Source organism: Pseudomonas brassicacearum (assembly GCF_918698105.1).
Classification (GTDB): Bacteria; Pseudomonadota; Gammaproteobacteria; order Pseudomonadales; family Pseudomonadaceae; genus Aquipseudomonas; species Aquipseudomonas brassicacearum_F.
Genome location: NZ_CAKKMI010000003.1, coordinates 115,237 through 141,447, shown reverse-complemented (window position 1 = coordinate 141,447; position 26,211 = coordinate 115,237). Strand labels below are relative to the sequence as shown.

The window sequence follows — 26,211 nt, the reverse complement described above, 5'->3', positions numbered from 1 at the left end:
AGGAAACTCTCAGCATGTTCTTCGCTCGTCTCTCTATCCAATGGCGGATCACGCTCCTGAGTGGGTTGTGCCTGTTGGCCGTCGTCGGGGCACTGACTGGCGCGTCCCTGTACCAGAACCAGCAAGGCGCCACGCTGCTCAAGCAGCAAAGCAGTCAACTACTGGGACGCTCGGCGCTGGAAGGTTTGCAGGCGCAGGGCCTGGCCCATGGTCAGCGGGTGGAACGCTTTTTCAGCGAAACAGCGATCTATGGGGAAGGTTTTGCCCAGCAGGTCCTGCAATTGCGCGCCCAAGCGTGGAACGGACGACTGACGCCAGGGCAACTGCGCCGCGACCTGATCGCCGCGACCCGCCAAGCCCTTCAAAACCGCGAAAAAGTCCTCGGCTTCTACGTGGTGCTGCTTCCCGACGCGCTGGTCGGTGAAGATGCCGGTTTCACTGGCCAACGCGATCTGGCCGGCAATGAAAAAGGTCGCTTTGCCCTGTACTGGTCGCAAAGCCAACCCGGGCAATTGGTCCAGGAGGTGCTCAGCGAAGCCCAGATCAGCGCCAACACCGCGCCGCCGGGCAGCGAGCCGGCCAACGCCTGGTACGTCTGCCCACAGACCCAGGGGCACACGTGCGTGACGGAGCCTTACGAGATCGAAGTCGAAGGCCAGAAGACGTTGATGAGCAGCATCTCCATACCGTTGCTGGACCAGGGCAACGTCATCGGCGTAGTGGGCATGGACATCAGCCTCGATACCCTTCAGCAACTGGCCGCCAGCCTTGCCAACGACCTGTATCCCGGTCACAGCGAGATCAACATTCTTTCCCCGTCAGGGCAAGTTGCCGGCCATAGCGGCACGGTTGACGGCGCCTCTGTCGACGTCCAGCAAGCCGTGCAAACCGTTCCTGCCAATACCCCCTGGCAATTGCAGATACGCGTGCCTGAATCGCTTGTGCAAGCGCCGGCCCTGCAGATGCAGGCCCAACTGGACGACAAGCGGCGCCAGGCCAATTGGTTCAACCTCAGCCTGGGCTTGCTCGCCAGTTGCCTGGGCTTATTGCTTATCTGGCTGACGGCCTACGGCGTCACACGCCCCTTGCTCAGGGTGGCGCACATGCTCGACGCCATTGTCGAGGGCGACGGCGATCTCACCCAGCGCCTGCCCAACGACCGCCACGATGAATTGGGCCAACTGGCGAAGGGCTTCAACCGTTTTCTCGACAAATTGCAGCCCATCATCCGCGATATCCAGCAAGCGTCCCTGGACACCCGCGACACCGCCGATACGTCGGCGCAGGTGGCCCGGGAAGTCAGCGCCGGCATGCACACGCAGTACCGGGAGGTCGAGCTGGCCGCGACCGCCCTGCATGAAATGAGCACCAACGCCCAGGAAGTGGCCCGTCACTCCCACCAGGCGGCCGATGCCGCCACCGTTGCCGAAAACGCCAGCCGATCAGGGCGTGAATTGTTCGCCAACGCGGTCACCAGCATCGACAGCCTGGACCGGCGTTTGGAGACCACGCTTGAGCAAGTGCAGGCGCTGGCCGGCAACAGTCAACACATCGGCCAGGTGCTGGACGTGATCTGCGCCATTGCCCAGCAAACCAACCTGCTGGCCTTGAATGCCGCCATCGAAGCCGCCAGAGCGGGCGAACAGGGACGCGGCTTCGCGGTGGTGGCTGACGAAGTTCGTCATTTGGCCAGCAACACCCAGAACTCGGTCGAGCAAATACGCACGGTGATCGAAGCGTTACAACAGCTGAGCCAGGAGGTCGTGCACAGCACCCAATTGAGCCGCGAACAGGCCAGGGACAGCGTCGTTCAAGTCGAAAAGACCCAGGCGGCACTGCAACACATCAGCGACGCCGTGGAAGTGATCGAGCACATGAACCAGCAGATCGCCAGCGCTGCCCTGGAGCAAAGCGCTGTGGTTGAGGACATCAGCCATCGCGTCAGTGACATTCGAGGGATCAGCGAGACCTTGACCGGCCAGATGGAACACGCATCGCAGGCGAGCCACTCGCTGCATGCCATGGCCAATCGTCAACAGCAGTTGGTGGGGCATTTTCGGATCTAGTGGCCCCTGAAACAGACCATCAGGGTGGTTACACAATTTCACAGAGCGCCTACAAAGCTTCACCCCTGCCATTGGCCTCGATCCCTACCATGGGCGGTTCAATATTGGGGAAGCACCATGTCCAAGATTCCTTTCGTCACACTGGGCCTGTTGGTCGGCGCGCTGCTGCTCAGTGGCTGTGATAGCGCCTCGCCCCCAGAGACATCCGCTCCGCTGCCCAGCGTGCGTGTCGAAACCGTTCAGGCCCGGCCCCTGTCGATCAGCAACGAGCTGAGTGGCCGGATCGCCGCGCCACGGGTGGCCGAAGTCCGGGCGCGGGTGGCCGGCGTAGTCTTGCAGCAGGTGTTTCGTGAAGGCCGCGACGTCAAACAGGGCGAGGTGCTGTTTCGCATCGATCCGGCGCCCTTCAAGGCCGACCTGGACAGTGCCGAGGCGACGTTGCGCAAGGCCGAGGCCAATGCATTCCAGGCCCGCTTGCAAGCGCAGCGTTACGCCCAGTTGATCGATGACAAGGCGATCAGTGGCCAGGATTACGACAACGCCCGGGCCAGCGTGCGCCAGACCGCCGCCGACGTCGCTGCCGGCAAGGCTGCGGTGGAACGGGCGAAGCTGAACCTGGGATACGCCACGGTGACCGCGCCGATTTCCGGGCGCATCGGTCGCGCCCTGGTAACCGAAGGCGCCCTGGTGGGGCAGAACGAAAGCACGCCGTTGGCGCTGATCCAGCAACTGGACCCGATCCACGCCGACCTCACCCAATCGACCCGCGAACTCAACAACCTGCGCCGCGCCTTTCGCGCCGGGCTTTTGCAAGCGGTCGGCCAGGACCAGGCCAAGGCCACGTTGATTCAGGATGACGGCAGCCCCTATCCGCTGCCCGGCAAATTGCTGTTCACCGACCTCAGCGTCGACCCGAGTACCGGCCAGATCACCCTGCGCAGCGAATTCCCCAATCCCGACCTGGACCTGCTGCCCGGCAGCTTCATTCGCGTGCGCCTGGAACAGGCGGTCAACAGCCAGGGCATCACCGTGCCGCAACGGGCGATCCTGCGCGACAGCGCCGGAGTTGCCCAGGTGTTGCTGCTGGACGCCGAGCAGAAGGTCAGCCAGCAACCGGTGCAACTGGGCGCCGCGCAAGACGATCGCTGGGTCGTCACGCAGGGTTTGAAACCCGGCGACCGCATTGTCATCGAAGGCCTGCAACACGCGCGCCCCGGCGAGCAAGTCCGGATCGACGATTCCCCACCTCCCCTCGCCCAGGTTCCCGGGCCACAGGCAGGACACTAAGCCATGCCGCAATTCTTCATCGACCGTCCGGTGTTCGCCTGGGTCGTCGCGTTGTTCATCCTGCTGGCCGGTATCCTGGCGATCCCGCAACTGCCGGTGGCACAATACCCGGTCGTGGCCCCGCCACAGATCGAGATCTACACCGTCTACCCGGGCGCTTCGGCGCAAACCGTGGACGAAAGCGTGGTCAGCCTGATCGAGGAAGAACTCAACGGCGCCGACAACCTGCTGTATTTCGAATCCCAAAGCAGCCTGGGCAGCGCCACCATCACCGCGACCTTCCAACCCGGCACCAACCCGGAACTGGCCCAGGTCGACGTGCAGAACCGCCTCAAGGCCGTGGAGTCGCGCCTGCCGCAGGCGGTGACCCAGCAAGGCTTGCAAGTGGACAAAGTCTCCGCCGGCTTCCTGCTGCTGATCACCCTCACCTCTAGCGACGGCAAGCTCGACGACGTGGCCCTCAGCGACTACCTGGCGCGCAACGTGATGAACGAGATCAAGCGCCTGGACGGTGTCGGTAAGGCCCAGTTGTACGGGGCCGAACGGGCCATGCGGATCTGGATCGACCCGCAGAAGCTGGTGGGCTTCAACCTGACCCCGGCCGACGTCAACGCCGCCATCGTGGCGCAGAACGCCCAGGTGTCGGCTGGTAGCCTGGGCGACTTGCCCAGCCGCAGCACCCAGGAAATCACCGCGACCATCGTCGTCAAAGGCCAGCTCAACACCCCGCAGGAGTTCGCCGACATTGTGCTCAAGGCCAACCCCGACGGCTCGACGGTGCGCATCGCCGACGTGGCCCGGGTGGAAATCGGCAGCCAGGAGTACCAGTTTTCCACACGCCTGAACGGCAAGCCGTCTACCGCCGTGGCGGTGCAACTCTCGCCGGGCGCCAATGCCTTGAACACCGCGACCCTGGTGCGCAGCAAGATGGACGAGCTGTCGCGCTACTTCCCGGCCGGCGTGGAATACAAGATTCCCTACGACACCTCGCCGTTCGTCAAGGTCTCGATCACCAAGGTGATCTACACCCTCGGCGAAGCGATGTTGCTGGTGTTCGCGGTGATGTTCCTGTTCCTGCAGAACATCCGCTACACCCTGATCCCGACATTGGTGGTGCCGGTGGCGCTGATGGGCACCTTCGCGACGATGCTCGCGCTGGGGTTCTCGATCAACGTGCTGACGATGTTCGGCATGGTGCTGGCCATCGGCATCCTGGTGGACGATGCCATCGTGGTGGTGGAGAACGTCGAGCGGATCATGGCCCAGGAAGGCTTGTCGCCCAAAGAGGCCACGCGCAAGGCCATGGGACAGATCACCGGGGCGATCATCGGCATCACCCTGGTGCTGGTGGCGGTGTTCATTCCGATGGCCTTCATGCAGGGCTCGGTGGGGGTGATCTACCAGCAATTCTCGCTGTCGATGGCCACATCGATCCTGTTCTCGGCATTTCTCGCCCTGACCCTGACCCCGGCGCTTTGCGCGACCTTGCTCAAACCGGTCGCCCAAGGTGAGCACCACGCCAAGACGGGTTTCTTCGGCCTGTTCAACCGTGGTTTCGACCGCTTCGGCGAGCGCTATCAAGGTTGGGTGGCCTATGCGGTAAAACGCAGCGGCCGTTATCTGCTGATCTACGGCGTGTTGCTGGTGGGCATGGGCCTGCTGTTCAGTCGCCTGCCCTCCTCGTTCCTGCCGGTGGAAGACCAGGGCTACACCATCACCGACATCCAGCTGCCACCGGGTGCCAGCAAGAATCGTACGGTGCAGGTGGTCGAGCAGATCGAAGCCCACAACGCCGGTGAGCCGGGGGTCGGTGACAGCACGATCATTCTCGGTTTCAGCTTTTCCGGCAGCGGCCAGAACGCGGCCCTGGCCTTCACCACCCTCAAGGACTGGTCGCAACGCGGTGCCGAGGATTCGGCGGCTTCCATCGCCGACCGCGCCAACCTGGCGCTGAGCCAGATCAAGGACGCCATGGCGTTCTCGGTGCTGCCGCCGCCAGTGGACGGCCTGGGCACTTCCAGCGGTTTCGAGTTCCGTTTGCAGGACCGTGGTGGCCTCGGCCATGCCACCTTGATGCAGGCCCGCAGCGAATTGCTCGCCGCCGCCGAAAAAAGCCCGGTGCTGATGAATGTGCGCGAAAGCGCCCTGGCGGAGGCACCGCAGGTGCAATTGGAGGTCGACCGCAAGCAGGCCAATGCCCTGGGCATTTCCTTTGCCGACGTCGGCAGTGTGTTGTCCACGGCGGTGGGTTCGACTTACATCAACGACTTCCCCAACCAGGGGCGCATGCAACGGGTGGTGGTCCAGGCCGAGGGCGACCAGCGCAGCCAGGTCGAAGACTTGCTGAAGATTCATGTGCGCAACAACAGCGGAAAAATGGTCCCGTTGTCAGCCTTCGTCCAGGCCCGCTGGACCCAGGGGCCGGCGCAACTGACCCGCTATAACGGTTATCCGGCGGTGAGCATTTCCGGTGAACCGGCACCGGGCTACAGCACCGGGCAAGCCATGGCCGAAATCGAACGGTTGGTGGCCCTGGGCCCGACGGGCCTGGGCCAGGAATGGACCGGGCTGTCCTTGCAGGAACGCTTGTCCGGCAGCCAGGCGCCCATCCTGTTGGGCCTGTCGCTGCTGGTGGTGTTCCTGTGCCTGGCGGCGCTGTACGAGAGCTGGTCGATCCCGACCTCGGTGTTGCTGGTGGTGCCGCTGGGTGTGCTCGGCGCGGTGCTGGCCGTGTCGTTGCGCGGCATGCCCAACGATGTGTTCTTCAAGATCGGACTGATCACCATCATCGGCCTGTCGGCGAAGAATGCGATCCTGATCATCGAGTTCGCCAAGAGCCTGTACGACGAAGGCCACGACCTGATCGACGCCACGCTCCAGGCGGCACGCCTGCGCCTGCGACCGATCATCATGACCTCGCTGGCCTTCATCCTTGGGGTAGTACCGCTGGCGATTGCCACCGGCGCCAGTTCGGCGAGCCAGCAGGCCATCGGTACTGGTGTCATCGGCGGGATGATCAGCGCCACGCTGGCGGTGGTGTTTGTGCCGGTGTTTTTTGTGGTGGTGATGAAGCGCGTGAGGCGTGTTGATCCCAAGTGAGGTTAAGCCAGACCATCGCTATCGCGAGCAAGCTCGCTCCCACGGGGGCCTGCGGGGCACATGAATTGTGTGCCTGCCGAAGATCCAATGTGGGAGCGAGCTTGCTCGCGATAGCAGTGGTCCGGTCTAGCCGTCAGTCCGCCTGCACCGTGACCTGGCGCTGTTCGCCCAAGCCCTGGATCCCCAGGCGCATGGTCTGGCCTGGCCGCAGGAACACCGGGTTGGGCTTGATGCCCAGGCCGACGCCGGGCGGCGTGCCGGTGGAGATCACATCCCCCGGTTGCAGGCTCATGCAGCGGCTCAGGTAGGCAATCAGTTGCGGCACGCTGAAGATCAGCGTTCGGGTATTGCCATTCTGATAGCGATGTCCGTCGACTTCCAGCCACAGGTCCAGCGTATGCGGGTCGGCGATTTCGTCCCGGGTCACCAGCCACGGCCCTAGGGGGCCGAAAGTGTCGAAGCCCTTGCCCTTGTCCCAGGTGCCGCCACGCTCCAGTTGCCACTCGCGCTCAGACACATCGTTGATGACGCAGTAGCCGGCGACGTGCTCCATGGCGTTGGCTTCGTCGATGTAGCGCCCGCCTTTGCCGATGACCACGCCCAGCTCGACTTCCCAGTCGGTCTTGAGCGAGCCGCGCGGGATCTGGATGTCGTCGTTCGGCCCGCAAATGGCACTGGTCCATTTGTTGAAGATGATCGGTTCTTTTGGCACCTCCATGTTCGACTCGGCCGCATGGTCGGCGTAGTTCAGGCCGATGCAGATGAATTTGCCAACCTGTCCGACGCAAGCACCGATCCGTGGCTGGCCGGCCACGATCGGCAGGCTGCGCGGGTCGAGGGCGGCGAGCGCTGCCAGGCTGTCCGGGTCGAGGACCTGCCCGGCGATGTCCGGCACATGGCCCGAGAGGTCGCGGATCTGGTTGTCGGCATCCAACAGCCCGGGTTTTTCCGAACCTTTTTCGCCGTAGCGCAATAGTTTCATGTCGTGCTCCTGCTCAAGTGAAGACCGGGTTCAGAGGCTCATGCCACCGTCGATGATGTGGATGGCACCCGTGGTGTAGGCGGACGCATCGCTGCCCAAGTACAACGCCAACTGCGCGATCTCTTCAGTGTGGCCGATGCGGCCCATGGGCTGGCGGTCGAGAAACTGCCGGTAGACCAGTGCCTCGTCGACGCCCTGCTGCGCGGCCTGGTCGGCGATGCGCTGGCGCAACGAGGGTGAATCCACGGTGCCCGGGCAGATCGCGTTGCAGCGGACGCCCCGGCTGACGAAGTCGATGGCGACGGATTTGGTCAGCCCCACCACCGCAGCCTTGCTGGTGGCATAGGCGAAGCGATTGGGCACGCCCTTGACGCTGGAGGCCACCGACGACATGTTGATGATCGAACCGCCGCCACGGGCCAGCATGCCCGGCAGGAACGCACGGATCATCCGGTACATGGCCGTGACATTGAGGTCCATCGAACGTGCCCAGGCGGCTTCGTCGCAGTCGAGGATGTTGCCGCTGTGCACGAAGCCTGCGCAGTTGAACAGCACGTCGAGCCCACCGATGCGTTCGCAGGCGGCGCTGATGGCCGCAGGCGACGTGACGTCCAAGGGCATGGCGGTGATGCCTTCGATCCCCGCCAGTGCCTGGATATCGATGTCAGTGGCAAACACCTCGGCACCGGCCCGGGCGAAGGCAATGGCGCTGGCCAAGCCAATGCCCTGCCCCGCTGCCGTCACCAGCACGCGCTTGTTCTGCAAGCTCATGCTGTCTCCAGTTGCGCGGTGGTAGGCGCTGTCTTGGCTGTCCTGCCGAGCATCGAGGCAGGGATGGCCAGGATCAGGCCGCCGCTGACCAAAAGACACAAGGCGAGTACATAGGTGCCATTGTTGATGTTGCCCGTGAGGGTTTCGGCCACGGCGGTAATCATCGAACCGGTGAAGCCCGACAGGTTGCCGATGGCGTTGATCATGCCAATCCCGGCTGCGGCGGCAACGCCCGACAGCACGGTGCCCGGCAGGGTCCAGAAAATCGGCATCAGGCTGAGGATCCCCGAAGCGGAGACGCTGAGAAAGAGCACGGACAACACCAGGTTGTCAGCGAAGAAAGCACTGAGGATCAAGCCGGCGCCGCCAATGAACGCCGGAATCGCCGCGTGCAGGCGCCGCTCACCGGTGCGGTTGGAGTGCCGGGCGTTGAGCAGCATCGCCACCACCGCCACCGAGTAAGGAATGGCAGTCAGCAGACCGATGTGCAAGCTGTTGGTGATGCCGGTGCTCTTGATGATCGACGGCATCCAGAACGCCAGGCCGTAGAAACCGGTGTTGAAGGTCAGCAGGATCAACACCAGCAACCACACCCGGGGATTGAAGAACACTTCACTCAAGCGCGTGGCCTTGCCCTGGTTGTCGGTATGCAGGTTGGCCTTGAGCAGGGCTTTTTCCGCGACAGACAGCCATTTGGCTTTGTCGATGTTGTCGGCCAGGCAGACGATCACCACGAACGCCATGATGATCGAAGGAATGCCTTCGATGAGCAGCATCCATTGCCAGCCAGACAGGCCATGCACCCCTTGCATGCTGTTCATCAGCCAGCCGGAGAGGATGCCGCCCAGGGTCAGGCTGACGGGCAACGCCAGCAGGAACCCGGACATCACCCGGCTCTGCCGATGGGTCGGGAACCAGTAGTTGAGGTAGAGGATCACGCCGGGGAAAAAGCCCGCTTCACAGATACCCAACAGGAAACGCAGCACATAGAACATCGTGCTCGATTCGAGGTGGAAGAAAGCCGCCAGCGGCACGGTGTAGGCCACGGCCATGGACACCACCGCCCAGGTCAGCATGATCCGGGCAATCCAGAACCGCGCGCCAAAGCGATGCAGCAACAGGTTGCTGGGGACTTCGAAGAGAAAATAGCCCCAGAAAAACATACTGGCGCCCAAGGCATACACGGTATTGCTGAATTGCAGCTCGTTGAGCATGTCGAGCTTGGCGAACCCGATGTTCACTCGATCAAGGTACGCCGCCATGTAGCACAACAGCAACACGGGCAGGATCCGCCAGATCACCTTGCGGTAGGTCCGGTCTTCGAAATCCAGTTCGCCAGCTTGCGCCTGGGCGGGCAACGGCTCGGAGATGGTTTGCATGTGGTAACCCCTGATTGTTTTTATTGGGTCACGTCGAATGAGCGAATCATCCGGCGATTGAACGAGGACTCTACTGTCGGGAAGCGATTCTTTCCCAATGGCATTTTTGGATTAGTTGATAACGGTGCGTTATCGAAATGATCCTCAGGCCCATTGAACCTGTGGCAAGCCTTGCTTCCACAGATTCATGCTGCCCTTAAGCAGGCTGCATGGCGGCCAGGCGGGCGTTGTCCTTGAGGATCTCGGCGAACTCCAGCGCCGCGCCCACCAATGGCTCATCCTTTCGCGTGAGAATGCCGTAGTCCTGCGGCACCAGGTGCAACGGGGTGTCGAGGGTCTTGAGCTGGCCGCTTTCGAGCAGCGGATCGACCATCGCATTGGGCAGCATGCCGATCATGGGCCCGCGCTGCAGCACCTGGAGGAAGGTTTGCATGGAAATGGTGTCGATGGTGTTGCGCGGCATTCCCACCCCGGCCTCGGCGAAGGCCAGCTCCATGCGTGCACGAATCGGCGTGCCCACCGGGTAGAGAATCCATGGCAAGTCCACCAGCTGCTGCAAGGAGACCGGGCCCGCGCCGGCCAATGGATGGCGATGGTTGACCACGATGCAGAACGGTTCCGGGGCCAACGGCTGGAAGTCATAGCGCTGCTGCTGGCTTTGATCGGTAAAACGGGCCACCGCCAGGTCGAGCGTCTTCTCTTCAAGCATTTCCATCAGGTGGTTACTGGTCTGCTCCACCACTTCAATCGACAGCAACGGCCAGCGCTGCTTGATCTGCAGGATCGCCTCGGGCAAGGCCACCGCAGTGGCGGCAAAGATCCCGCCGACCTTGAGAAAGCCGTGGCCTCCCTCGCGCAAGCTGCTGATTTGCTCGACGAACGAGCGCGCATCATTCAAGGCAATCTGCGCGTACCGCAGTACGTGTTCGCCCAAGGCCGTGGGCGGCATGCTCCGTGGCAGCCGTTCGAACAAGGCAAAGCCGAGCAGGCTTTCGATTTCCTTGAGCATCTTGCTGATGGCCGGCTGGCTGAGGTTCATCTGTTGCGCCGCCAGGTGCATGTTGCGGGTGCGCCCCAACGTATCGATCAGCAGCAAATGGCGGAATTTGAGCCAGCCACAGAAGCTGGAGAAGGACAGATCTGACATGGCGATTCCTCAGGCCGGCGATAACCCGACGTTATCAAATACTGAATATATCTCATTGGAGTTTATCGAGCGGCCACCCTAGCGTGAAGGCTTTACGAACCAGGAAGACTTGCCATGTCGCTACTGCTTACTCCCGAGAACACCCTGCCCGTCGATGGCGTGGCCGGAACCCTGATTGGCCGTGCCTGGGTGCCAGGCCGGATCGCCGGGCCTTCGCCCATTGCGTTGCGCAGCGACGGTGTGTTCGATCTCTCGGACCGTTTTGCGACATTGAGCGATTTACTGGAAACCGAATCGCCGCTGGCCGCCGTGCGCCAGACGCCCGGCACCTTCATCGCCAGTGTCGAAGCCCTGTTGGCCAATTCCGGACCTGATGCCGACCCGAGCCAACCGTCGCTGTTGCCGCCACTGGACTTGCAAGTGATCAAGGCCGCCGGCGTGACCTTCGCCGCCAGCATGATCGAGCGTGTGATCGAGGAACAGGCTGGCGGTGACGCGGCGAGGGCCGAAGCCGTACGCGCCACCGTCCACAGCGTGATCGGCGACAACTTGCGCACGATCGTGCCGGGCTCCGAGCAAGCCATGCGCCTGAAGGCCCTGCTCATCGAACAGGGCATGTGGTCGCAGTACCTGGAGGTCGGCATCGGCCCGGATGCGGAAATCTTCACCAAGGCACCGGTCCTGGCCGCCGTGGGCAGCGGCAGCCGCATCGGCATTCATCCCGGCTCGCAATGGAACAACCCGGAGCCCGAAGTGGTGCTGGCCGTGAACAGCCGGGGCCAGATCCTCGGCGCCAGCCTGGGCAACGACGTCAACCTGCGGGATTTCGAAGGCCGCAGCGCGCTGTTGCTGAGCAAGGCCAAGGACAACAACGCCTCCTGCTCCATCGGGCCGTTCATTCGCCTGTTTGACGAACACTTCAGCCTGGATGATGTACGCGCCTGCGTGGTCGATCTCCAGGTACACGGCGAGGACGGCTATCGCCTGCACGGCTCCAGCTCCATGAACCAGATCAGCCGCGACCCGCAGGACCTGGCCGGCCAGACGCTCAACGCCAATCACCAATACCCGGATGGTTTTGTGCTGTTTCTCGGTACCCTGTTCGCCCCCACCGAAGACCGTGACCATGCCGGCAGCGGTTTCACCCACAAACGCGGTGATGTGGTCAGCATCAGCAGCCCGTTGCTCGGCAGCTTGCATAACCAGGTGACCCACAGCTGCGATGCCGCCCCCTGGACCTTTGGTGTCAGCGCCTTGCTGCGTAACCTTGCCGCCCGAGGCCTGCTGGACCGCTAGAACGCCACGACCGTGACCGATTCATCCAATTACAAGAGAGAACTGAATCATGAGTGACACGCCAAAACGCCGCCTGCGCAGCGAGCAATGGTTCAATGACCCTGCCCACGCGGACATGACCGCCCTGTATGTCGAACGCTACATGAACTACGGGATGACCCGCGAAGAACTGCAATCGGGACGCCCGATCATCGGCATCGCCCAGACCGGCAGCGACCTGACGCCCTGCAACCGTCATCACCTGGAACTGGCACAACGGGTCAAGGCCGGCATCCGTGATGCCGGTGGCATCCCCATGGAATTCCCCGTACACCCGATCGCCGAACAGTCGCGCCGCCCTACCGCCGCGCTGGACCGCAACCTGGCGTACCTGGGGCTGGTGGAGATTCTTCATGGTTACCCATTGGATGGCGTGGTGCTCACCACCGGCTGCGACAAGACCACCCCGGCCTGCCTGATGGCCGCGGCGACCACCGACCTGCCGGCCATTGTCCTGTCCGGCGGGCCGATGCTCGACGGCCACCACAAGGGCGAACTGATCGGCTCCGGCACCGTGCTCTGGCATGCGCGCAACCTGATGGCCGCCGGCGAGATCGACTACGAAGGCTTCATGGAAATGACCACCGCGGCATCGCCATCGGTGGGTCACTGCAACACCATGGGCACCGCCTTGTCGATGAACGCCCTGGCCGAAGCCCTGGGCATGTCACTGCCCGGTTGCGCGAGCATCCCGGCGCCCTATCGCGAGCGCGGGCAAATGGCTTATGCCACCGGCAAGCGCATCTGCGAGCTGGTGCTGCAAGACGTACGCCCGTCGCAGATCATGACCCGCCAGGCCTTCGAGAACGCCATCGCCGTCGCCTCAGCACTCGGCGCTTCGAGCAACTGCCCGCCGCACCTGATCGCCATCGCCCGGCACATGGGCGTCGAGCTGAGCCTGGACGACTGGCAACGGATTGGCGAAGACGTGCCGCTGCTGGTCAACTGCATGCCGGCCGGCAAGTACTTGGGCGAAGGTTTCCATCGGGCCGGCGGCGTGCCAGCGGTCATGCATGAACTGCAAAAAGCCGGGCGCCTGCATGCAGACTGCGCCACGGTCAGCGGCAAGACCATCGGCGAAATCGTCAGCAACAGCCTGACCAGCAACACCGACGTGATCCACCCCTTCGACACCCCGCTCAAGCACCGGGCCGGCTTCATCGTGCTCAGCGGCAACTTCTTCGACAGCGCGATCATGAAGATGTCGGTGGTGGGCGAGGCGTTTCGCAAGACCTACCTGTCCGAACCCGGCGCCGAGAACAGCTTTGAAGCGCGGGCCATCGTGTTCGAAGGACCGGAGGACTACCACGCCCGCATCGACGATCCGGCGCTGGACATCGACGAGCGCTGCATTCTGGTCATTCGCGGTGTCGGCACGGTGGGCTACCCCGGCAGCGCCGAAGTGGTGAACATGGCCCCTCCGGCGGCGTTGATCAAGCAAGGCATCGACTCCCTGCCCTGCCTCGGCGACGGACGCCAGAGCGGCACCTCGGCGAGCCCATCGATCCTCAACATGTCCCCGGAAGCGGCCGTGGGCGGCGGCCTGGCGTTGCTGAAAACCAACGACCGGCTGAAAGTGGACCTGAACACCCGCACCGTGAACCTGCTGATCGACGACGCCGAGATGGCCCAGCGCCGCCGCGAATGGACGCCGAATATTCCGCCTTCGCAAACGCCCTGGCAGGAGCTGTACCGGCAATTGGTGGGACAGCTTTCCACCGGGGGTTGCCTGGAGCCGGCGACGTTGCATCTGCGCGTGATTGCCCGCAGTGGCGAGCCGCGTCATTCGCACTGAGTCCAGGCTGCCGATTGTTCACGCGCGTTGAATGCTGATGACAATCCAGAGGGATTTATTCCTTGCCCCCAAAGGGGAAAGATGCGCGCCAGGGGTCGCTGTCCCGACCGCATCTTTCTCACACCCACGGAGTAGATCCATGCCATTCGCCAACTACAAATTCCCCGAAGGAATCCTGGACCACGCCCGCAAAGAAGAAATCATCCATCGCACCACAGAGATGTTCGTCGAGTACTTCGGCGAGCAGGTGCGACCGTTCACCATGGTCCTTGTGGAAGAGGTCGCCGACGGTGGTTGGGGGCGCGCTGATGAAACGCTGACGCTGGCGAAGATGGGATTGCCAGCGAAAGGACAATAACGCCTGCGGATCATCCACGATGCACGACCCCCGCTTCACGCCGGGGTCGTTATCGACATCACGCATCAGCCCTTCAAGCAGCCTGCCAGGAATTCCCAATGACACCTCCAGACGTATCCCCGCCGCGCTCGCCGTCGACGACGACGGTGACTGCACGCGTCGCCAGCGTCGAACCTCACCTGTACGCGTTGCTGCGGATTATCTTCGCCGTGGTCCTGTTTACCCATGGCTTGCCGAAGGCTCTGCGCACCGCCCACGGCTCGATGGCGGACCCAATGACCGCGTCGATCAACCTCATCCAGAACGTGATGGGACTGCCTTTCGCCGCACAGCTTGCCTTCCTCGTCATGCTCCTGGAGACAGTCGGTGCATTCATGCTGGCGATAGGGCTCGGCACGCGACTCGTCGCCCTGCTGATCGCCATTGAGATGGTTGCAATCAGCTATGCGCTGGGACCGACATGGCCCTGGATAGATCGGGGCATCGAGTTTCCTGTGCTGATGGGTTTCCTGGCCCTCTACATCGTCGCGCGCGGCGGCGGTGCCTACTCGCTGGACTCACGCCAACGGTAGACCCCGACACCCATGGACTGCGCGTCAACTCGCAGCGCTGTGCGCGGTCGCCGCCACGGCCTGGAGCCCACCAAGGGCATAACTCATCATGTGGTCGATCAAACCCTGCGGCTCGAGACTCAAGCCTTGCAGTACATGCTGCTTTAAGGGTTGATGGGCTATCAGCAAAAAAAGACAGGGGGCAAAGACGCTGATGGCGCTGCGCAAGGTCGTCGGGTGATCCGCAGGCAAGTTCATGATTTGCCCAAGCAAGCCACGCAGAATATGCGCCTTGGGAAACGACTGCTCCTTGAGCACCACCTCAAACTCGGGGGAAGGCGAAAGCACTTCGCGCGTGAGCACTTTCAGCGCCCAGCCGTCAGGATGGTCGTGCAGGCGCTCGACCAACACGGTGATGAGGGCACGTAATTTGTCTTGCGGCGAGCCGGGCCGCTCGTTAAGCGAAACCAGTGTTTCCATCCGCACCAACCGAGCGTGGGCTTCGAGCAATACCGCGCGGTACAGGCCCTCTTTGTTTACGAAGTGATAATTCACCGCCGCACTGTTGGCTTGCGAACGTTCGCAAATCTGCTTGCTGGTGGTGTTGGCCAACCCCTGTTCGGCAAACAACTCACCCGCTTTTTCCAGAATCTGCAGCCGCGTTGCCTGTCCATCGAGCCGCGAAGCACGAGGCAGGGAAGGCTTGCCGATGGCATTGTCCATGAGCTCATCTCTTTATAGTTCTAATTCAAATTTGACTTTTTATTTTGGCCTACCTATTTTGGTCCCGTCATTGTCCCTTTACAACACCGCGCGAGGACTTCGCAGCCGATGCTGCGGGCTTTTCACGCATTACCAAGGAAATACCGTCATGGAAGCGCGCGTAATGACACCTTTCACCTACTTCTCATTGCCAATGCAGAAGCAGTTCCTGGCCAATCAGCGGGCCATCCAAGGCAAACCCTACGCCGACTTTTTCCGCTCCAAGATCAGCGTGCCGCTCAGTGCCGTCGAAAAAATACAGCAAGGCCCCATGCCCTTGGCTGACACCTTGACGCCCAGCGTTGAAGACCTTAACCGCATGCTCGCCGCTGATTTCATTAGCGAAGAGGCCGGATACGCCCTGCTGCCAGGGCCGATGGCCTATGTGCAAAGTCGCAAGTTTTTTCCCAACTGCACAGCTGAGATGCTCAAGTGGTGGTTCATGTGGCACCCACTGGAGGCTGAACGCTACACCTTGTGGTTTCCTTATGCCCATGTGGCAAACCCCTGCGTTCATCACGAGCGCCTTCTCGACGATACCTTGAGCTTCGAGGAGCGCCTGTATGGCAATACCTTCTGCGCCTCTGAGTATGTCGGCGACCGTCTCATGCACCTGCACATTGATTTCAAGGATCCCTGCGAGCTGGGCTTCTGCCCGGACCTGTACCGCGAATCCAAAATAGACGGCAGCGTCAGCGCCTTGATGAGCCTGGCCCACGAACCGCAAGTACCGGTGTCGCTGATGGCGCACTTGTTCAAGGAATGCCCGGAGGGTCTGTACCTGACGAGCCGTTACTGGGTCGGCAGCCACCCTGCCATGCTGCGTTTTCCAGGCGCCGAGCGAGCCGCTCAGCTACTGGAAGAAAACGGCCTGGGAGAAGTGGAGCTGGAAACCCTGGCTTATGAATTTGCGGTGCATGACTTGTGTGAGTTCAACCACTTGGCCAGCATCCTGCCGAGCCTTCATGCACGATTCAGCGGCACGAAATAAGCGCAACCCCTCCCCGATAATCAGGCTTCGGCGGCGTCTTGAACCGCCGCCGAAGTCGGACGCAATACCCCGTTCATCAGCAGTGTCGTGAACTCATTGATATCCGCTTCCACCTCCAACTGCTCGGTCAACAGCCGGTACCAGCAAAACCCGAAGATCATGTCCAAGAGCAATTCACGCGACGTATCCTTGGGCAACTCGCCCTGCTGAATAGCTTTTTCCACCAGCTTGCGAGGCAACTCCCTACGGCGCTCCATGAATTCGTCTTTCAGCTTGGGCAGCGTGCTGGGGTCAAGCTGGGCCTCAGCAATGACACACCGAAAAGCTTCCCCGCAAATCGTTTCTCGCCAGACCTTCCAGAGATTGAGCAGCAAGAAATTGAGGTTCTCCTTGAAGGAACCTCTGTCCGGCTCTTTGCGAATCTGCTCGCTTTCACTCTCGTAGACCTCGGCGATCAAGGCTGCCTTGTTACCCCACCACCGGTAGATTGTCGGTTTGCTCGCGCCAGCGCGGCGGGCCACAGCCTCGATGCTCAACCCCGAGTAACCGCACTCCTTGAGTGTTTCTATGGCAGAAATGATGATCGCTTTGTGCGTGTGAGGGCTCCTCAATGAGCCAATGGAGCTCCGAGATGGTTTACGGGCCATAAATCAAAATCTCCAATATGGCGCTTGACAAAAGAGACTCAGGGTATAGGATTCTCTCGAAAAGCAATGAAACGGATCGTTTCGTTTTGTATGCTTATTTGATCTCAGCTTCTGCTTAGCAGGGGGTCTCTTTGGCGCTTCTTACCTCTAGGTAGGGAAATGGGAGAAGAAAAGTCATAGATTTTTAACACGACCTTAACGATACGGTACGTTTCGTATCATACATAATGCTTGGGCGGAAATAAACCTATAGTTCACGGGTTGACCGGCAGGTTCTGCCGCTTGAACCCGCCTATTTACGGGGCATAGGACCGTCAGTATCACTTTGCGGGCACCAATAGATAGTTTCTAAATATTTCATGCGCCTGTCACGGCTTTCTGCCAGCAGGTGAAAGAACGGAATCTGGAGGAAGTACTCATGAATAAAGTAGGAATTGTGAGCTATGGCGCGGGCATCCCGGTCTGCCGGCTCAAGGTGGACGACGTGATTCAGGTGTGGAAAAACACCGATTTGAGTTTGGTAAAAGGTCAATTGGGCGTTCTCGAAAGGGCTGTGCTGCAACCTGATGAAGACGTCATTACCCTGGGCGTCCTCGCTGCCCAACGCGCACTGGACAAAGCGCCGCCTTGTTCCCTTGAAGCGCTTTATCTTGGCACCTGCACCAACCCTTATGATTCTCGGGCCTCAGCCGCGATCATCCTGGAAATGCTTGGCTGCGGCTATGACGCCTTTTGCGCAGACGTGCAGTTTGCCGGCAAATCAGGCACCAGCGCCCTGCAGATTGCATACGCCTTGATCGCATCGGGCATGGTGGGCAACGCGTTGGCGGTGGGCGCCGATACGATCAACCGCAACACCGCCCCCGGCGATTTGACAGAATCCTACGCCGGAGCGGGCGCCGCTGCCCTGCTGTTGGGTACAGAAAATGTGATCGCGCATTTTGACGCAAGTTTTTCTTGCGCAGCGGATGTCGCTGACAACATCAGGCCTCAGGGGGACCGCTATATCCGGTCGGGAATGGGACTGGGCTCGGACAAGAACAGCATCGGCCTTGAAGACCAGACTCGCCGTGCTGCCTCGGGATTGATGGCCAAGATCCATGCGCAGGCCGGTGATTTCGATTATGTCGTCTTCCAACAGAACCTGGTGTCGACCCCCTACTCTCTCGGCAAGCACCTGGGCTTCACGACGGCGCAAATCGAACCTGGCATCTATGCCCAGAGTGTCGGTGATGCTGGGGCAGCGAGCCCTTTGCTGGGCTTGGTCAATGTCCTCGATCAAGCGCGTCCTGGTGAAAGAATCCTGGTGGTTTCCTATGGGTTTGGCGCGGGCAGCGACGCCATTGCCTTGACCGTCACCGATGCCATCGAAGCCTATCAAAAGACCAACGTTCCGCTGCGCACGCTGCTGGAGGATAAGTACTACGTGGATTACGGGACGTCGATCAAGTACGAGTTCAAATACTTGCGGCCCGACTATGCCCTGACGGCCTATCTCTGATTCCAATCCATCCAGCAAGGAGCATCCTTTTATGAGCGCACGACGCGTTGCTATCGTTTCGGCTGCCTATACCCCTAAGCCCGGCAGTTCCAGAGTTCGTCAGACCTTCAAGGAGATGATCGTCGAGTCCGCCTACCAAGCGCTCAACGCCATCAAGATGCACCCCCGCGAACTCCAGGCAGTTGCCTATGGCTACCACGGTGAAGGCATTTCCGAATACGGAGGCCTGGGCCCGACCATCTCCGATGCCTTGGGTATCAGCCCTGCCCCCACGTTCATGAGTACGGCCAACTGCACCAGCAGTTCGGTGTCGTTCCAGATGGCTCACCAGATGGTCGCCTCAGGTGAGTACGACATCGTCCTGTGCGGCGGCTTTGAAAAAATGACCGACCACATCAACTATGCCGAGTACATTGGCTCCAGTACTGAATGTGAATACGATTATTTTCTCGGCATCTCACACACAGACGCCTTCGCCCTGGCGACCGCCGAGTATTTTGAAAAGTTTGGTTATGCAGGACGCGAAGCGGATGTATTGGCGACTTTTGGGCGGCAGATGCGTATCTATGCCCATAACACCCCCACGGCTACCCGTTATGGCGTGCCGATTCCGTCCCTCGAAACCCTCAAGAGCAGCGAAGCCTGTGGCTCGATGCTGGCCTGGGGTGAAGCCAGCGGTTGCGCCATCCTGGTTGCCGAACACCTTGCGCACCGTTACACGACCCAACCGGTATTCATCCGTGGCTGTGCCTACACCGGCGTATCGCACTATTTCGGCACGCGCTATCACAACCCGACGTTGCAATTTCCGGGTCTGCCAAAAGATGTAGGCATGGCGGTTTCCGCCAATTCGATGGCCTGCGCCGAAATCGCCTACAAAAAAGCCGGTATCACCGCAAAGGATATCGACGTGGCGCAAGTCTATGACTTGCTGGGCGCCGGGTTGATTCAAATGGAGTCCATGGGCGCATGTGGTCCAGGCCAGGCAGGCGACTTTGTATTGGAAGGCGGCATCGCCCTTGATGGGCAACTTCCCCTGAACACTGACGGCGGCAACATCGGACGCGGCCACGCCTCCGGTTGCGATGGGATTTTGCACATTACTGAATTGTTCCGACAGCTTCGCGGCGAGTCCAACAACCAAGTCAAGGGCGCCCGTATTGGCGTCTCGCAAAACCTGGGCGGCTATGCCGCGCACAACAGTGTCATTGTGCTTTCCAACGATTAAGGAGCCGACCATGTCCCTTTACCCTGAACAGATTCACCGCATGACCACCGCCAGCATGTTGCGCGAATGGCGCGAACATGGCGGCAAATACCGCCTCGAAGGCAGCCGTTGCCAGGATTGCGAAGAAATTTTCTTCCCTCGGCGCACCGTCTGCGGCGCATGCAATTCGTTGAATGTGGAACCGTATCGCTGCGCACGCACCGGCACGATCCAGGTCAGCGCCCATGCCGAGAACCCGATACTGGCGGCCATGGGCTACGGCGAAACCGTGCCCCGCTTCATGGCGATGGTGCGCCTGGATGATGGCCTGGTGATTGCCTCGGAAATCGTTGATGTCACCGATCCCCGGCAAGTCGTCAGCGGTGCGCCTGTGCGCATGGTTATTCGCAAACATGTCCGGGAAAGCAACTTGGCCTGGCAATATGCTTATAAGTTTGTATTGGTGAAATAACCAACAAGACGTCCGCCACACTCCGCGCTATCGATAACAACAGTCAAGTTTTTTGGCCTCCCAGCCCGTTGCTTTGATTCTGTTTTTCAGAGTCCCGCTTTGCTGTCATTGCCTTAAACGTGTTTCTAACTTTATTGGCTATTAGCCGAGGACTTGTCATGTCTACTCTTTGCAAACCCAGTCTGTTGTTCCCGCAATACAAGATCACCCAGCAACAAATGATCGAGCATCTAGAGCAGTTGCATGATGATCATCCACGAATGGCACTTGCCAAACGAATGATTCAAAACACCCAGGTGAACGAACGGCACTTGGTCCTGCCTATCGATGAACTGGCGGTGCACACCGGCTTCACCCACCGCAGTATCGTCTATGAGCGCGAAGCCCGCCGCATGTCATCCATCGCGGCGCGCCAAGCCATCGAGAATGCCGGGCTGACCGTCGACGACATTCGCATGGTCGCGGTGACATCGTGCACCGGTTTCATGATGCCATCGCTGACGGCCCACTTGATCAATGACCTGGGCCTGCGAACGTCGACCGTACAACTGCCCATCGCCCAACTGGGTTGCGTGGCAGGCGCCGCGGCGATCAATCGCGCCAATGACTTCGCCAGCCGGGCGCCGGACAACCATGTGCTCATCGTCTCCCTGGAGTTCTCATCGCTCTGCTATCAACCCCAGGACACCAAGTTGCACGCGTTCATATCAGCGGCGTTATTCGGCGATGCCGTATCGGCTTGCGTCATGCGTGCCGATGACCAGGCACCTGGTTTCAAGATCGCCAAGACCGGGTCTTACTTCCTGCCTGACAGCGAGCACTACATTAAATACGACGTTAAAGACAGTGGCTTTCACTTTACCCTGGACAAGGCCGTCATGAACTCCATTAAAGATGTCGCACCGATGATGGAGGAATTGAACTACGAGACCTTCAACCAACATTGCGCTCAAAATGACTTTTTCATCTTCCATACCGGCGGACGGAAAATTCTGGATGAACTGGTCCTGCAACTGGACTTGGAACCCGGCCGGGTCGCGCAGTCTCGCGACAGTTTGAGCGAAGCCGGGAACATCGCCAGCGTGGTGGTCTTCGACGTGCTCAAGCGCCAGTTTGACAGCGGGCCTGTCGATGGCGCGACAGGCATGCTGGCGGCCTTCGGCCCCGGTTTCACCGCCGAAATGGCCGTGGGCAAATGGGTCGCCTGACAGACCCGATGAAACACCGGCACCCAGCCAGGGGCACACCTGCCCCTGGCTGCTGGAGTACGGATCGCAGGCGTTCACCTCGTTCGAGAGGGCTTCGAAAGCGCTAGGGAAAGAAGGGGAAGGAACATGGAGATGAAGTATCTGCTCGCTCGACCTTGGGGCGGCTATGAAAGACGCATGATCACGCTTTTGTCGCTGAGCTTCGGGCTGGTAGGACTGGACAGATTCATTATCATGCCGCTGTTCCCGGTGATCATGCATGACTTGGCGCTGGACTATCAGGACCTGAGCATGTTGTCGGCCATCCTGGCCTTTGCATGGGGAGGCTCTGCCCTGTTCATGGGCGCCGCCGTCAGGGTACTGGGCCCCAAGAAGTTGCTGGTGCTGTCGATCACCCTGCTATCGCTCCTGGCCGGTGCGTCGGCATTGATCACCAGCCTGGTGGGCCTGGTGCTCTTGCGTGCCTTGATGGGCGTCTGCGAAGGGGCCTTCACGCCAGTCAGCATCATTGTCACCGATGAAGTCTCGCAGCCTTGCCGGCGCGGACTCAATCTAGGCATCCAACAGGCCTTGTTCCCCATCATCGGCCTGTGCCTCGGACCGCTGCTGGCGGGCGTCTTGCTGGAAATGTCCGGATCCTGGCGCGCCGTGTTCGCCATCATTTCGTTACCCGGCCTGTTAGTGGCCTGGTACCTCTATAGAACCTACCAACCGACCCAGGCGCCCGGCGCGGTGTCGATTGCACGCACCTCTAAAAGCCAGTGGAGGACGGCCCTGTCCAGCGGGAATGTGCGGCTCAATATTGCCTTGATGCTTTGCATACTGACGTGCCAGTTCGTTCTGTGTGCCCTGCTCCCCAGCTACCTGACCGATATTCTGCACCTGAGCAATTTCTCCATGGCCATGATCATTTCCGCCATTGGCCTGGGTGGTTTTTTTGGCCAGTTGGTCATTCCCGCTTTGTCCGACCAACTGGGTCGCAAGCCCGTGGTTTCCATCTGTTTCATGATCAGCGCCCTGTTGGTGGGTTTATTGATCATCAGCCCACCGCTGCCCTGGCTACTGTTCCTTCAATTATTTTTCTTGTCCTTCATCAACTTCAGCCTGATCTGCATGACGGTCGGCCCACTGACCAGCGAATCGGTACCGCCCAGTCTATTGGCCACCGCGACGGGCCTGGTGGTGGGCTGCGGAGAGATTCTTGGAGGCGGCGTCGCGCCTGTCGTCGCTGGCTACATCGCCATGACGTGGGGGCTTACCGCGATTCTGTTCCTGGCACTGGCCGGAAGTATCACGGGAGGCTTGCTGTCCTTATGGCTTAAAGAGGCAAACCCGGCTTTCAACCGTCTCAAGGACTACGCCCCATTGTCCGCACGCTTGACCCTGGAGGATAAGTGATGACCCATTATGTAATGTTGCTGGACTCTCCAGTGCCGCGAGGAGGCCTTGGCGTATTTGATTTCAAGTCCGGGCAAAGCCGGGAGGTGCGTCCCCCCCAGGGAAATCTTTATGAAGCCCTGGCCCATTGCGCGGATCGAAGTATGGATTGGGAGTCCTATCTCAAAGACCTGCCGTCCACGCCCTACCCGCTTACGCCAGCTGCAGTGAAATACCGGCCGCCGCTCAAACCCGATAACAACTTATTGGTCCAGATCAGCGAAATCACCCTCTGTACCGCCAAGACCGAACAAGCCTGGTATTACAAAGGTAACGGCCGGTTGCTCAAGACCGACGGCGACCCTTTGCAGGTGCCCTATCATTCCCAAAGCATCAGTAGCGAGCCGTGCATTGTCTGCCTCTATTGGGTCGACCCGTTTGGCGCACTGCGCTTCATTGGTTTTACCCTGGGCAACGATATTCACGATCATGTATTGCACAGTCGTGACGCCATTTCTGCAACGCATGCGCACTTGCGTACCTGTGCGATTGCCCCGGCATTGATCGTGGGGGAATTGCAGGCTGACTTGGCCATCAATGTCCAGATAGAACGCGACGGCCAACCCTTGACGGCAAGTCACCACCGGATGAGTTTGCATCGCTGGCAAAGTTTGCGCCGATATTCGCAAGAGTTCCTGGAGAAACATGAGCAGTTTCTCGAGCCTGGGCTGGTCCATTACGTGTTTTACAGCTTGAGCCATCGCACTGCGAATGTGCCGCTCCAGCACGGTGACTGGCTCAGCATTGACTGCCCCGAGCTGGAATTGGCCATGAGCAATCAAATCGTCGAAGAGGAATTGGTTTCCCTGGCTCCCTTGCCTGCGCGACGCGCACCTGACCATGACTGTATCGACCGGCCCTTGCCCGTGCCGAAAAAGTACTGATCGACCGCTATCGACGGCGGGTGGCCCTTGGTTCTAGCCACCCTTGCCCGTTGCTTAGAAATCGACCGTGGCCGACAGCTGCAATGTGCGCGGAGAGCCCGCAGAGAAAGCCCCATACGAGGCGACACCCGACCAGTATTCGCGGTCAAAGACGTTTTGAACCGTGGCGCGCAAAGTCGTAGGCCGACCTTCGATCGTGGTGGCGTAGCGAGCACCGGCATCGAAGCGGGTCCACGCATCCAACTGCTGGGTGTTGGCCTGGTTCACGTATTGGCTACTGGTGTAGATCGCACCGCTGGTGAGGGTAAAGCCTTCCACCCATGGGGTGTCCCATTCAGCCCACAGGTTGGCTTGTACGTCTGGCACGCCCACCGGTTTATTGCCACGGTTGGCCGCCGTGGCGGAATCCGTAAGCTCGCCGTCGAGCAGGGTCACGCCACCCATCAAGCGAGTACCAGGGGCCACTTCGCCGAACATGCTCAACTCCACGCCACGGTTACGCTGTTCGGCCTGCACCGAGAACACATTGCCCGCGCCGATTTCGCCACTGGGCTTCTCGATCTGGAACAGCGCCAGGGTGGTCATGAAGGTGCCGTGCTCGTACTTGACCCCAATCTCGTGTTGCTTGGATTCATAAGGTGCAAACGTTTCGCCGGCATTGCTCGCGTTGCCTGGCGCGACGTCACCTTTGCTCAGCCCCTCGACATAGTTGTAGTAGAGCGACACATCCTCCCAGGGCTTGACCACCACCCCGACCATCGGCGTCGTGGCGCTGTCGTCATAACGGGAACTGACCGAGCCGGCGGCGTTGTAGTTGCGCGACTCGATATTTTGCCGACGCAGCCCCAAGGTCAGTTGCAGACGGTCATCCAGTACCGACAAGGTGTCAGTCAAGGCGAAGCCGGACAGCTGCGACTCGGAAATCCGCAGCACCTTGGGCGCATTGATGGCCGGCTTGGGCACATCCACCGGGTGATAGATGTTCGAGCGGACCTCTGGCCCATTGTTGATCCCTCGGGACAGTTCATCCTGATATGTGGTCGCCATCAGCGTGGTCGTGTGGCTGACAGGACCGGTGTCGAATATCCCGCGAACGCCCACGTCGGCTGTCGAGCGGTCTACGTTGAACTTGTAATACCCAGGTGTGTTGCTGATGTCGCCGGCGTCGTTGAGGATTCTTGGCACCTGGTCGGACATCCGCTTGACGTCCGACCGACCGCCACCGGCGTGGGCGAACACGGTGACCGCGTCCGTCAGGTCATATTCGCCACCTAGCAAGGCCGACTGCTCCTTAGTGTCCGACCAACCCCATTTCTGTGACGCATTCGTACGACCGTTGGGGGCCGATGGGATTTCAACGCCAGGCGCGACGGTGAAGGGCCGCGAGGCGCCGTCGAAGCTTTCTTTCTGGCTGATGAAGTCGACGTTCAAGCGCAAGCGCTCGCCCCAGTAATCAAGGGCGATAGCGCCGATATTGAGTTCGCGCTCCTGGTCATCGACGGCCGTGTCGCCACCCTGGAGGCTGCCGTTGAAGCGCACGCCGAACTGGTTCTCCGAGCCGAATCGACGGCTGACATCCAGGTGCCCGCCCACTTGGGAATCGGACGCGTAGCTGCCGGTAAAGCGGGTCAGGTCTTCGTCCAACGGACGCTTGGGGACGATATTGATCACCCCGCCCACCCCGCTGTTCGGAGAGATCCCGTACATCAGCGCACCCGGCCCCTTGAGCACTTCGACCCGTTCGGCGTAGTCGGTGAACACCCGGTAGTTGGGGGCCACGCCGTACACGCCGTCGTAGGCCAGCTCGCCGAGGTTGCCCTCGCCGATCGGAAAACCACGGATGAAAAACGAATCGACGATGCCGCCCACCTGGCCGGTGGAGCGCACCGAAGGGTCGCGTTGCAGGGCGTCGGCCACGGTCACGGTTTGCAGGTCGGCCAGGGTCTTTTCGGTGTAGCTGGTCACGCTGAACGGCGTGTCCATCACGTCCTTGTTGCCCATCATCCCCAACCGTGCACCGCGCGCCACCTGTCCGCCGGCCAGCACGGGCGGCAGTGCGCCTGGGTCGCTTTGGGTGCCGCTGATGGTGGTGGCGTCAAGGGTCAAGCCTTGCCCGTTGCCCTTCGAGACGTCCGAGGTTTTATCGGCGGCAGGCGCTTGTTCGGGGGTTGCCGCCCAGGCGGTGGCGCTTCCTGCGACCAGGATGAAACTCAACGTGGCGCTACGAATCGCGAGGGATAACGCAGACTCACCACAAGGTCGACGTGCAACAGACATGGCTTAAGGATCCTTTCCAATGAGAGAAAATGGTAATCACTCCTATTGCCAGCCG

General features: G+C 60.6%; 21 protein-coding genes and 1 pseudogene. 15 read left to right on the top strand and 7 right to left on the bottom strand.

The window, feature by feature from the left end; translation table 11 throughout:
• Positions 1-14: 14 nt before the first annotated feature.
• From LQ215_RS29645 to LQ215_RS02485, 4 genes and pseudogenes are all read left to right on the top strand, one after another.
• A pseudogene (locus tag LQ215_RS29645) lies at positions 15-1,208 on the top strand (PDC sensor domain-containing protein); the annotation flags it as partial.
• 102 nt (positions 1,209-1,310) lie between these two features.
• On the top strand, positions 1,311-2,066 hold the full coding sequence (locus LQ215_RS29640) for a methyl-accepting chemotaxis protein (protein ID WP_436839553.1): 756 nt from the start codon (positions 1,311-1,313) through the stop codon (positions 2,064-2,066).
• A gap of 117 nt (positions 2,067-2,183) precedes the next feature.
• A complete protein-coding gene (locus tag LQ215_RS02490) occupies positions 2,184-3,353 on the top strand; it encodes an efflux RND transporter periplasmic adaptor subunit (RefSeq protein ID WP_230147269.1) in 1,170 nt (389 codons plus the stop codon).
• A gap of 3 nt (positions 3,354-3,356) precedes the next feature.
• On the top strand, positions 3,357-6,452 hold the full coding sequence (locus LQ215_RS02485) for an efflux RND transporter permease subunit (RefSeq protein ID WP_230147268.1): 3,096 nt from the start codon (positions 3,357-3,359) through the stop codon (positions 6,450-6,452).
• A gap of 133 nt (positions 6,453-6,585) precedes the next feature.
• Here the strand turns inward: LQ215_RS02485 and LQ215_RS02480 are convergent, their stop codons facing one another.
• The 4 genes from LQ215_RS02480 to LQ215_RS02465 form a co-directional block, all read right to left on the bottom strand.
• Positions 6,586-7,434, bottom strand: a complete 849-nt coding sequence (locus LQ215_RS02480; protein WP_230147267.1) for an ureidoglycolate lyase — start codon at positions 7,432-7,434, stop codon at positions 6,586-6,588.
• A 30-nt stretch (positions 7,435-7,464) separates the two neighbouring features.
• Complete coding sequence (locus LQ215_RS02475; RefSeq protein WP_230147266.1) at positions 7,465-8,205, bottom strand: SDR family oxidoreductase; 741 nt, start codon at positions 8,203-8,205, stop codon at positions 7,465-7,467.
• The gene (locus LQ215_RS02470; RefSeq protein WP_230147265.1) at positions 8,202-9,584 is read right to left on the bottom strand and encodes an MFS transporter; all 1,383 of its coding nucleotides are present in this window, start codon (positions 9,582-9,584) and stop codon (positions 8,202-8,204) included. The genes LQ215_RS02475 and LQ215_RS02470 overlap by 4 nt, the downstream gene beginning before the upstream one ends.
• Before the next feature lie 196 nt (positions 9,585-9,780).
• Positions 9,781-10,731, bottom strand: coding sequence for a LysR family transcriptional regulator (locus LQ215_RS02465; protein WP_230147264.1), 951 nt, complete (start codon positions 10,729-10,731; stop codon positions 9,781-9,783).
• 114 nt (positions 10,732-10,845) lie between these two features.
• Here LQ215_RS02465 and LQ215_RS02460 point away from each other — a divergent pair, with 114 nt between their 5' ends.
• The 4 genes from LQ215_RS02460 to LQ215_RS02445 all read left to right on the top strand — a co-directional run bounded on the left by LQ215_RS02460 (position 10,846) and on the right by LQ215_RS02445 (position 14,791).
• Entirely contained in the window at positions 10,846-12,027 is a 1,182-nt protein-coding gene (locus LQ215_RS02460; RefSeq protein ID WP_230147263.1) for a fumarylacetoacetate hydrolase family protein, read from the top strand.
• 49 nt (positions 12,028-12,076) lie between these two features.
• Positions 12,077-13,861 carry an IlvD/Edd family dehydratase gene (locus LQ215_RS02455; protein WP_230147262.1) on the top strand — a complete coding sequence of 595 codons (1,785 nt, stop codon included), beginning with the start codon at positions 12,077-12,079 and terminating at the stop codon, positions 13,859-13,861.
• A 139-nt stretch (positions 13,862-14,000) separates the two neighbouring features.
• Positions 14,001-14,219 (top strand): tautomerase family protein, encoded by a 219-nt coding sequence (locus LQ215_RS02450; protein ID WP_230147261.1) that lies wholly within the window; start codon positions 14,001-14,003, stop codon positions 14,217-14,219.
• 98 nt (positions 14,220-14,317) lie between these two features.
• Positions 14,318-14,791, top strand: coding sequence for a DoxX family protein (locus tag LQ215_RS02445; RefSeq protein ID WP_230147260.1), 474 nt, complete (start codon positions 14,318-14,320; stop codon positions 14,789-14,791).
• 24 nt (positions 14,792-14,815) lie between these two features.
• On the opposite strand, the gene LQ215_RS02440 is transcribed toward LQ215_RS02445, so the two are convergent.
• Positions 14,816-15,493, bottom strand: coding sequence for a TetR/AcrR family transcriptional regulator (locus LQ215_RS02440; protein WP_230147259.1), 678 nt, complete (start codon positions 15,491-15,493; stop codon positions 14,816-14,818).
• Between the two features lie 148 nt (positions 15,494-15,641).
• On the opposite strand from LQ215_RS02440, the gene phlG reads away from it, so the two are divergent.
• Complete coding sequence (phlG, locus tag LQ215_RS02435; RefSeq protein ID WP_230147258.1) at positions 15,642-16,523, top strand: 2,4-diacetylphloroglucinol hydrolase; 882 nt, start codon at positions 15,642-15,644, stop codon at positions 16,521-16,523.
• A 20-nt stretch (positions 16,524-16,543) separates the two neighbouring features.
• Here phlG and LQ215_RS02430 read toward each other — a convergent pair whose 3' ends face one another.
• Positions 16,544-17,170: a TetR/AcrR family transcriptional regulator gene (locus tag LQ215_RS02430; protein WP_230147257.1), complete on the bottom strand. Its 627-nt coding sequence runs from the start codon at positions 17,168-17,170 to the stop codon at positions 16,544-16,546.
• Positions 17,171-17,588: 418 nt separating this feature from the next.
• Here LQ215_RS02430 and LQ215_RS02425 point away from each other — a divergent pair, with 418 nt between their 5' ends.
• From LQ215_RS02425 to LQ215_RS02400, 6 genes are all read left to right on the top strand, one after another.
• Complete coding sequence (locus LQ215_RS02425) at positions 17,589-18,671, top strand: hydroxymethylglutaryl-CoA synthase (RefSeq protein ID WP_214509279.1); 1,083 nt, start codon at positions 17,589-17,591, stop codon at positions 18,669-18,671.
• Positions 18,672-18,702: 31 nt separating this feature from the next.
• On the top strand, positions 18,703-19,899 hold the full coding sequence (locus LQ215_RS02420; protein ID WP_230147256.1) for a thiolase family protein: 1,197 nt from the start codon (positions 18,703-18,705) through the stop codon (positions 19,897-19,899).
• Between the two features lie 10 nt (positions 19,900-19,909).
• Positions 19,910-20,350, top strand: a complete 441-nt coding sequence (locus LQ215_RS02415) for a Zn-ribbon domain-containing OB-fold protein (RefSeq protein ID WP_013693033.1) — start codon at positions 19,910-19,912, stop codon at positions 20,348-20,350.
• Positions 20,351-20,508: 158 nt separating this feature from the next.
• On the top strand, positions 20,509-21,558 hold the full coding sequence (locus LQ215_RS02410) for a type III polyketide synthase (RefSeq protein ID WP_230147255.1): 1,050 nt from the start codon (positions 20,509-20,511) through the stop codon (positions 21,556-21,558).
• 132 nt (positions 21,559-21,690) lie between these two features.
• Positions 21,691-22,956, top strand: a complete 1,266-nt coding sequence (locus LQ215_RS02405; protein ID WP_230147254.1) for an MFS transporter — start codon at positions 21,691-21,693, stop codon at positions 22,954-22,956.
• The gene (locus LQ215_RS02400) at positions 22,956-23,879 is read left to right on the top strand and encodes a fumarylacetoacetate hydrolase (protein WP_230147253.1); all 924 of its coding nucleotides are present in this window, start codon (positions 22,956-22,958) and stop codon (positions 23,877-23,879) included. The genes LQ215_RS02405 and LQ215_RS02400 overlap by 1 nt, the downstream gene beginning before the upstream one ends.
• 54 nt (positions 23,880-23,933) lie before the next feature.
• Here the strand turns inward: LQ215_RS02400 and LQ215_RS02395 are convergent, their stop codons facing one another.
• Positions 23,934-26,156 carry a TonB-dependent receptor gene (locus LQ215_RS02395; RefSeq protein WP_230147252.1) on the bottom strand — a complete coding sequence of 741 codons (2,223 nt, stop codon included), beginning with the start codon at positions 26,154-26,156 and terminating at the stop codon, positions 23,934-23,936.
• Positions 26,157-26,211: the final 55 nt, after the last annotated feature.

Excerpts from the sequence above, each read along its gene's own strand:
- LQ215_RS02415 (WP_013693033.1), top strand. The coding sequence starts at position 19,910 with ATGTCCCTTTACCCTGAACAGATTCACCGCATGACCACCGCCAGCATG.
- LQ215_RS29640 (WP_436839553.1), top strand. The coding sequence starts at position 1,311 with ATGCACACGCAGTACCGGGAGGTCGAGCTGGCCGCGACCGCCCTGCAT.
- LQ215_RS02480 (WP_230147267.1), bottom strand. The coding sequence starts at position 7,434 with ATGAAACTATTGCGCTACGGCGAAAAAGGTTCGGAAAAACCCGGGCTG.
- LQ215_RS02450 (WP_230147261.1), top strand. The coding sequence starts at position 14,001 with ATGCCATTCGCCAACTACAAATTCCCCGAAGGAATCCTGGACCACGCC.
- LQ215_RS02485 (WP_230147268.1), top strand. The coding sequence starts at position 3,357 with ATGCCGCAATTCTTCATCGACCGTCCGGTGTTCGCCTGGGTCGTCGCG.
- LQ215_RS02410 (WP_230147255.1), top strand. The coding sequence starts at position 20,509 with ATGTCTACTCTTTGCAAACCCAGTCTGTTGTTCCCGCAATACAAGATC.
- LQ215_RS02430 (WP_230147257.1), bottom strand. The coding sequence starts at position 17,170 with ATGGCCCGTAAACCATCTCGGAGCTCCATTGGCTCATTGAGGAGCCCT.
- LQ215_RS02445 (WP_230147260.1), top strand. The coding sequence starts at position 14,318 with ATGACACCTCCAGACGTATCCCCGCCGCGCTCGCCGTCGACGACGACG.
- LQ215_RS02470 (WP_230147265.1), bottom strand. The coding sequence starts at position 9,584 with ATGCAAACCATCTCCGAGCCGTTGCCCGCCCAGGCGCAAGCTGGCGAA.
- LQ215_RS02425 (WP_214509279.1), top strand. The coding sequence starts at position 17,589 with ATGAATAAAGTAGGAATTGTGAGCTATGGCGCGGGCATCCCGGTCTGC.
- LQ215_RS02405 (WP_230147254.1), top strand. The coding sequence starts at position 21,691 with ATGAAGTATCTGCTCGCTCGACCTTGGGGCGGCTATGAAAGACGCATG.
- LQ215_RS02440 (WP_230147259.1), bottom strand. The coding sequence starts at position 15,493 with ATGGACAATGCCATCGGCAAGCCTTCCCTGCCTCGTGCTTCGCGGCTC.
- phlG (WP_230147258.1), top strand. The coding sequence starts at position 15,642 with ATGGAAGCGCGCGTAATGACACCTTTCACCTACTTCTCATTGCCAATG.
- LQ215_RS02400 (WP_230147253.1), top strand. The coding sequence starts at position 22,956 with ATGACCCATTATGTAATGTTGCTGGACTCTCCAGTGCCGCGAGGAGGC.
- LQ215_RS02395 (WP_230147252.1), bottom strand. The coding sequence starts at position 26,156 with ATGTCTGTTGCACGTCGACCTTGTGGTGAGTCTGCGTTATCCCTCGCG.
- LQ215_RS02490 (WP_230147269.1), top strand. The coding sequence starts at position 2,184 with ATGTCCAAGATTCCTTTCGTCACACTGGGCCTGTTGGTCGGCGCGCTG.
- LQ215_RS02460 (WP_230147263.1), top strand. The coding sequence starts at position 10,846 with ATGTCGCTACTGCTTACTCCCGAGAACACCCTGCCCGTCGATGGCGTG.
- LQ215_RS02475 (WP_230147266.1), bottom strand. The coding sequence starts at position 8,205 with ATGAGCTTGCAGAACAAGCGCGTGCTGGTGACGGCAGCGGGGCAGGGC.
- LQ215_RS02455 (WP_230147262.1), top strand. The coding sequence starts at position 12,077 with ATGAGTGACACGCCAAAACGCCGCCTGCGCAGCGAGCAATGGTTCAAT.
- LQ215_RS02465 (WP_230147264.1), bottom strand. The coding sequence starts at position 10,731 with ATGTCAGATCTGTCCTTCTCCAGCTTCTGTGGCTGGCTCAAATTCCGC.
- LQ215_RS02420 (WP_230147256.1), top strand. The coding sequence starts at position 18,703 with ATGAGCGCACGACGCGTTGCTATCGTTTCGGCTGCCTATACCCCTAAG.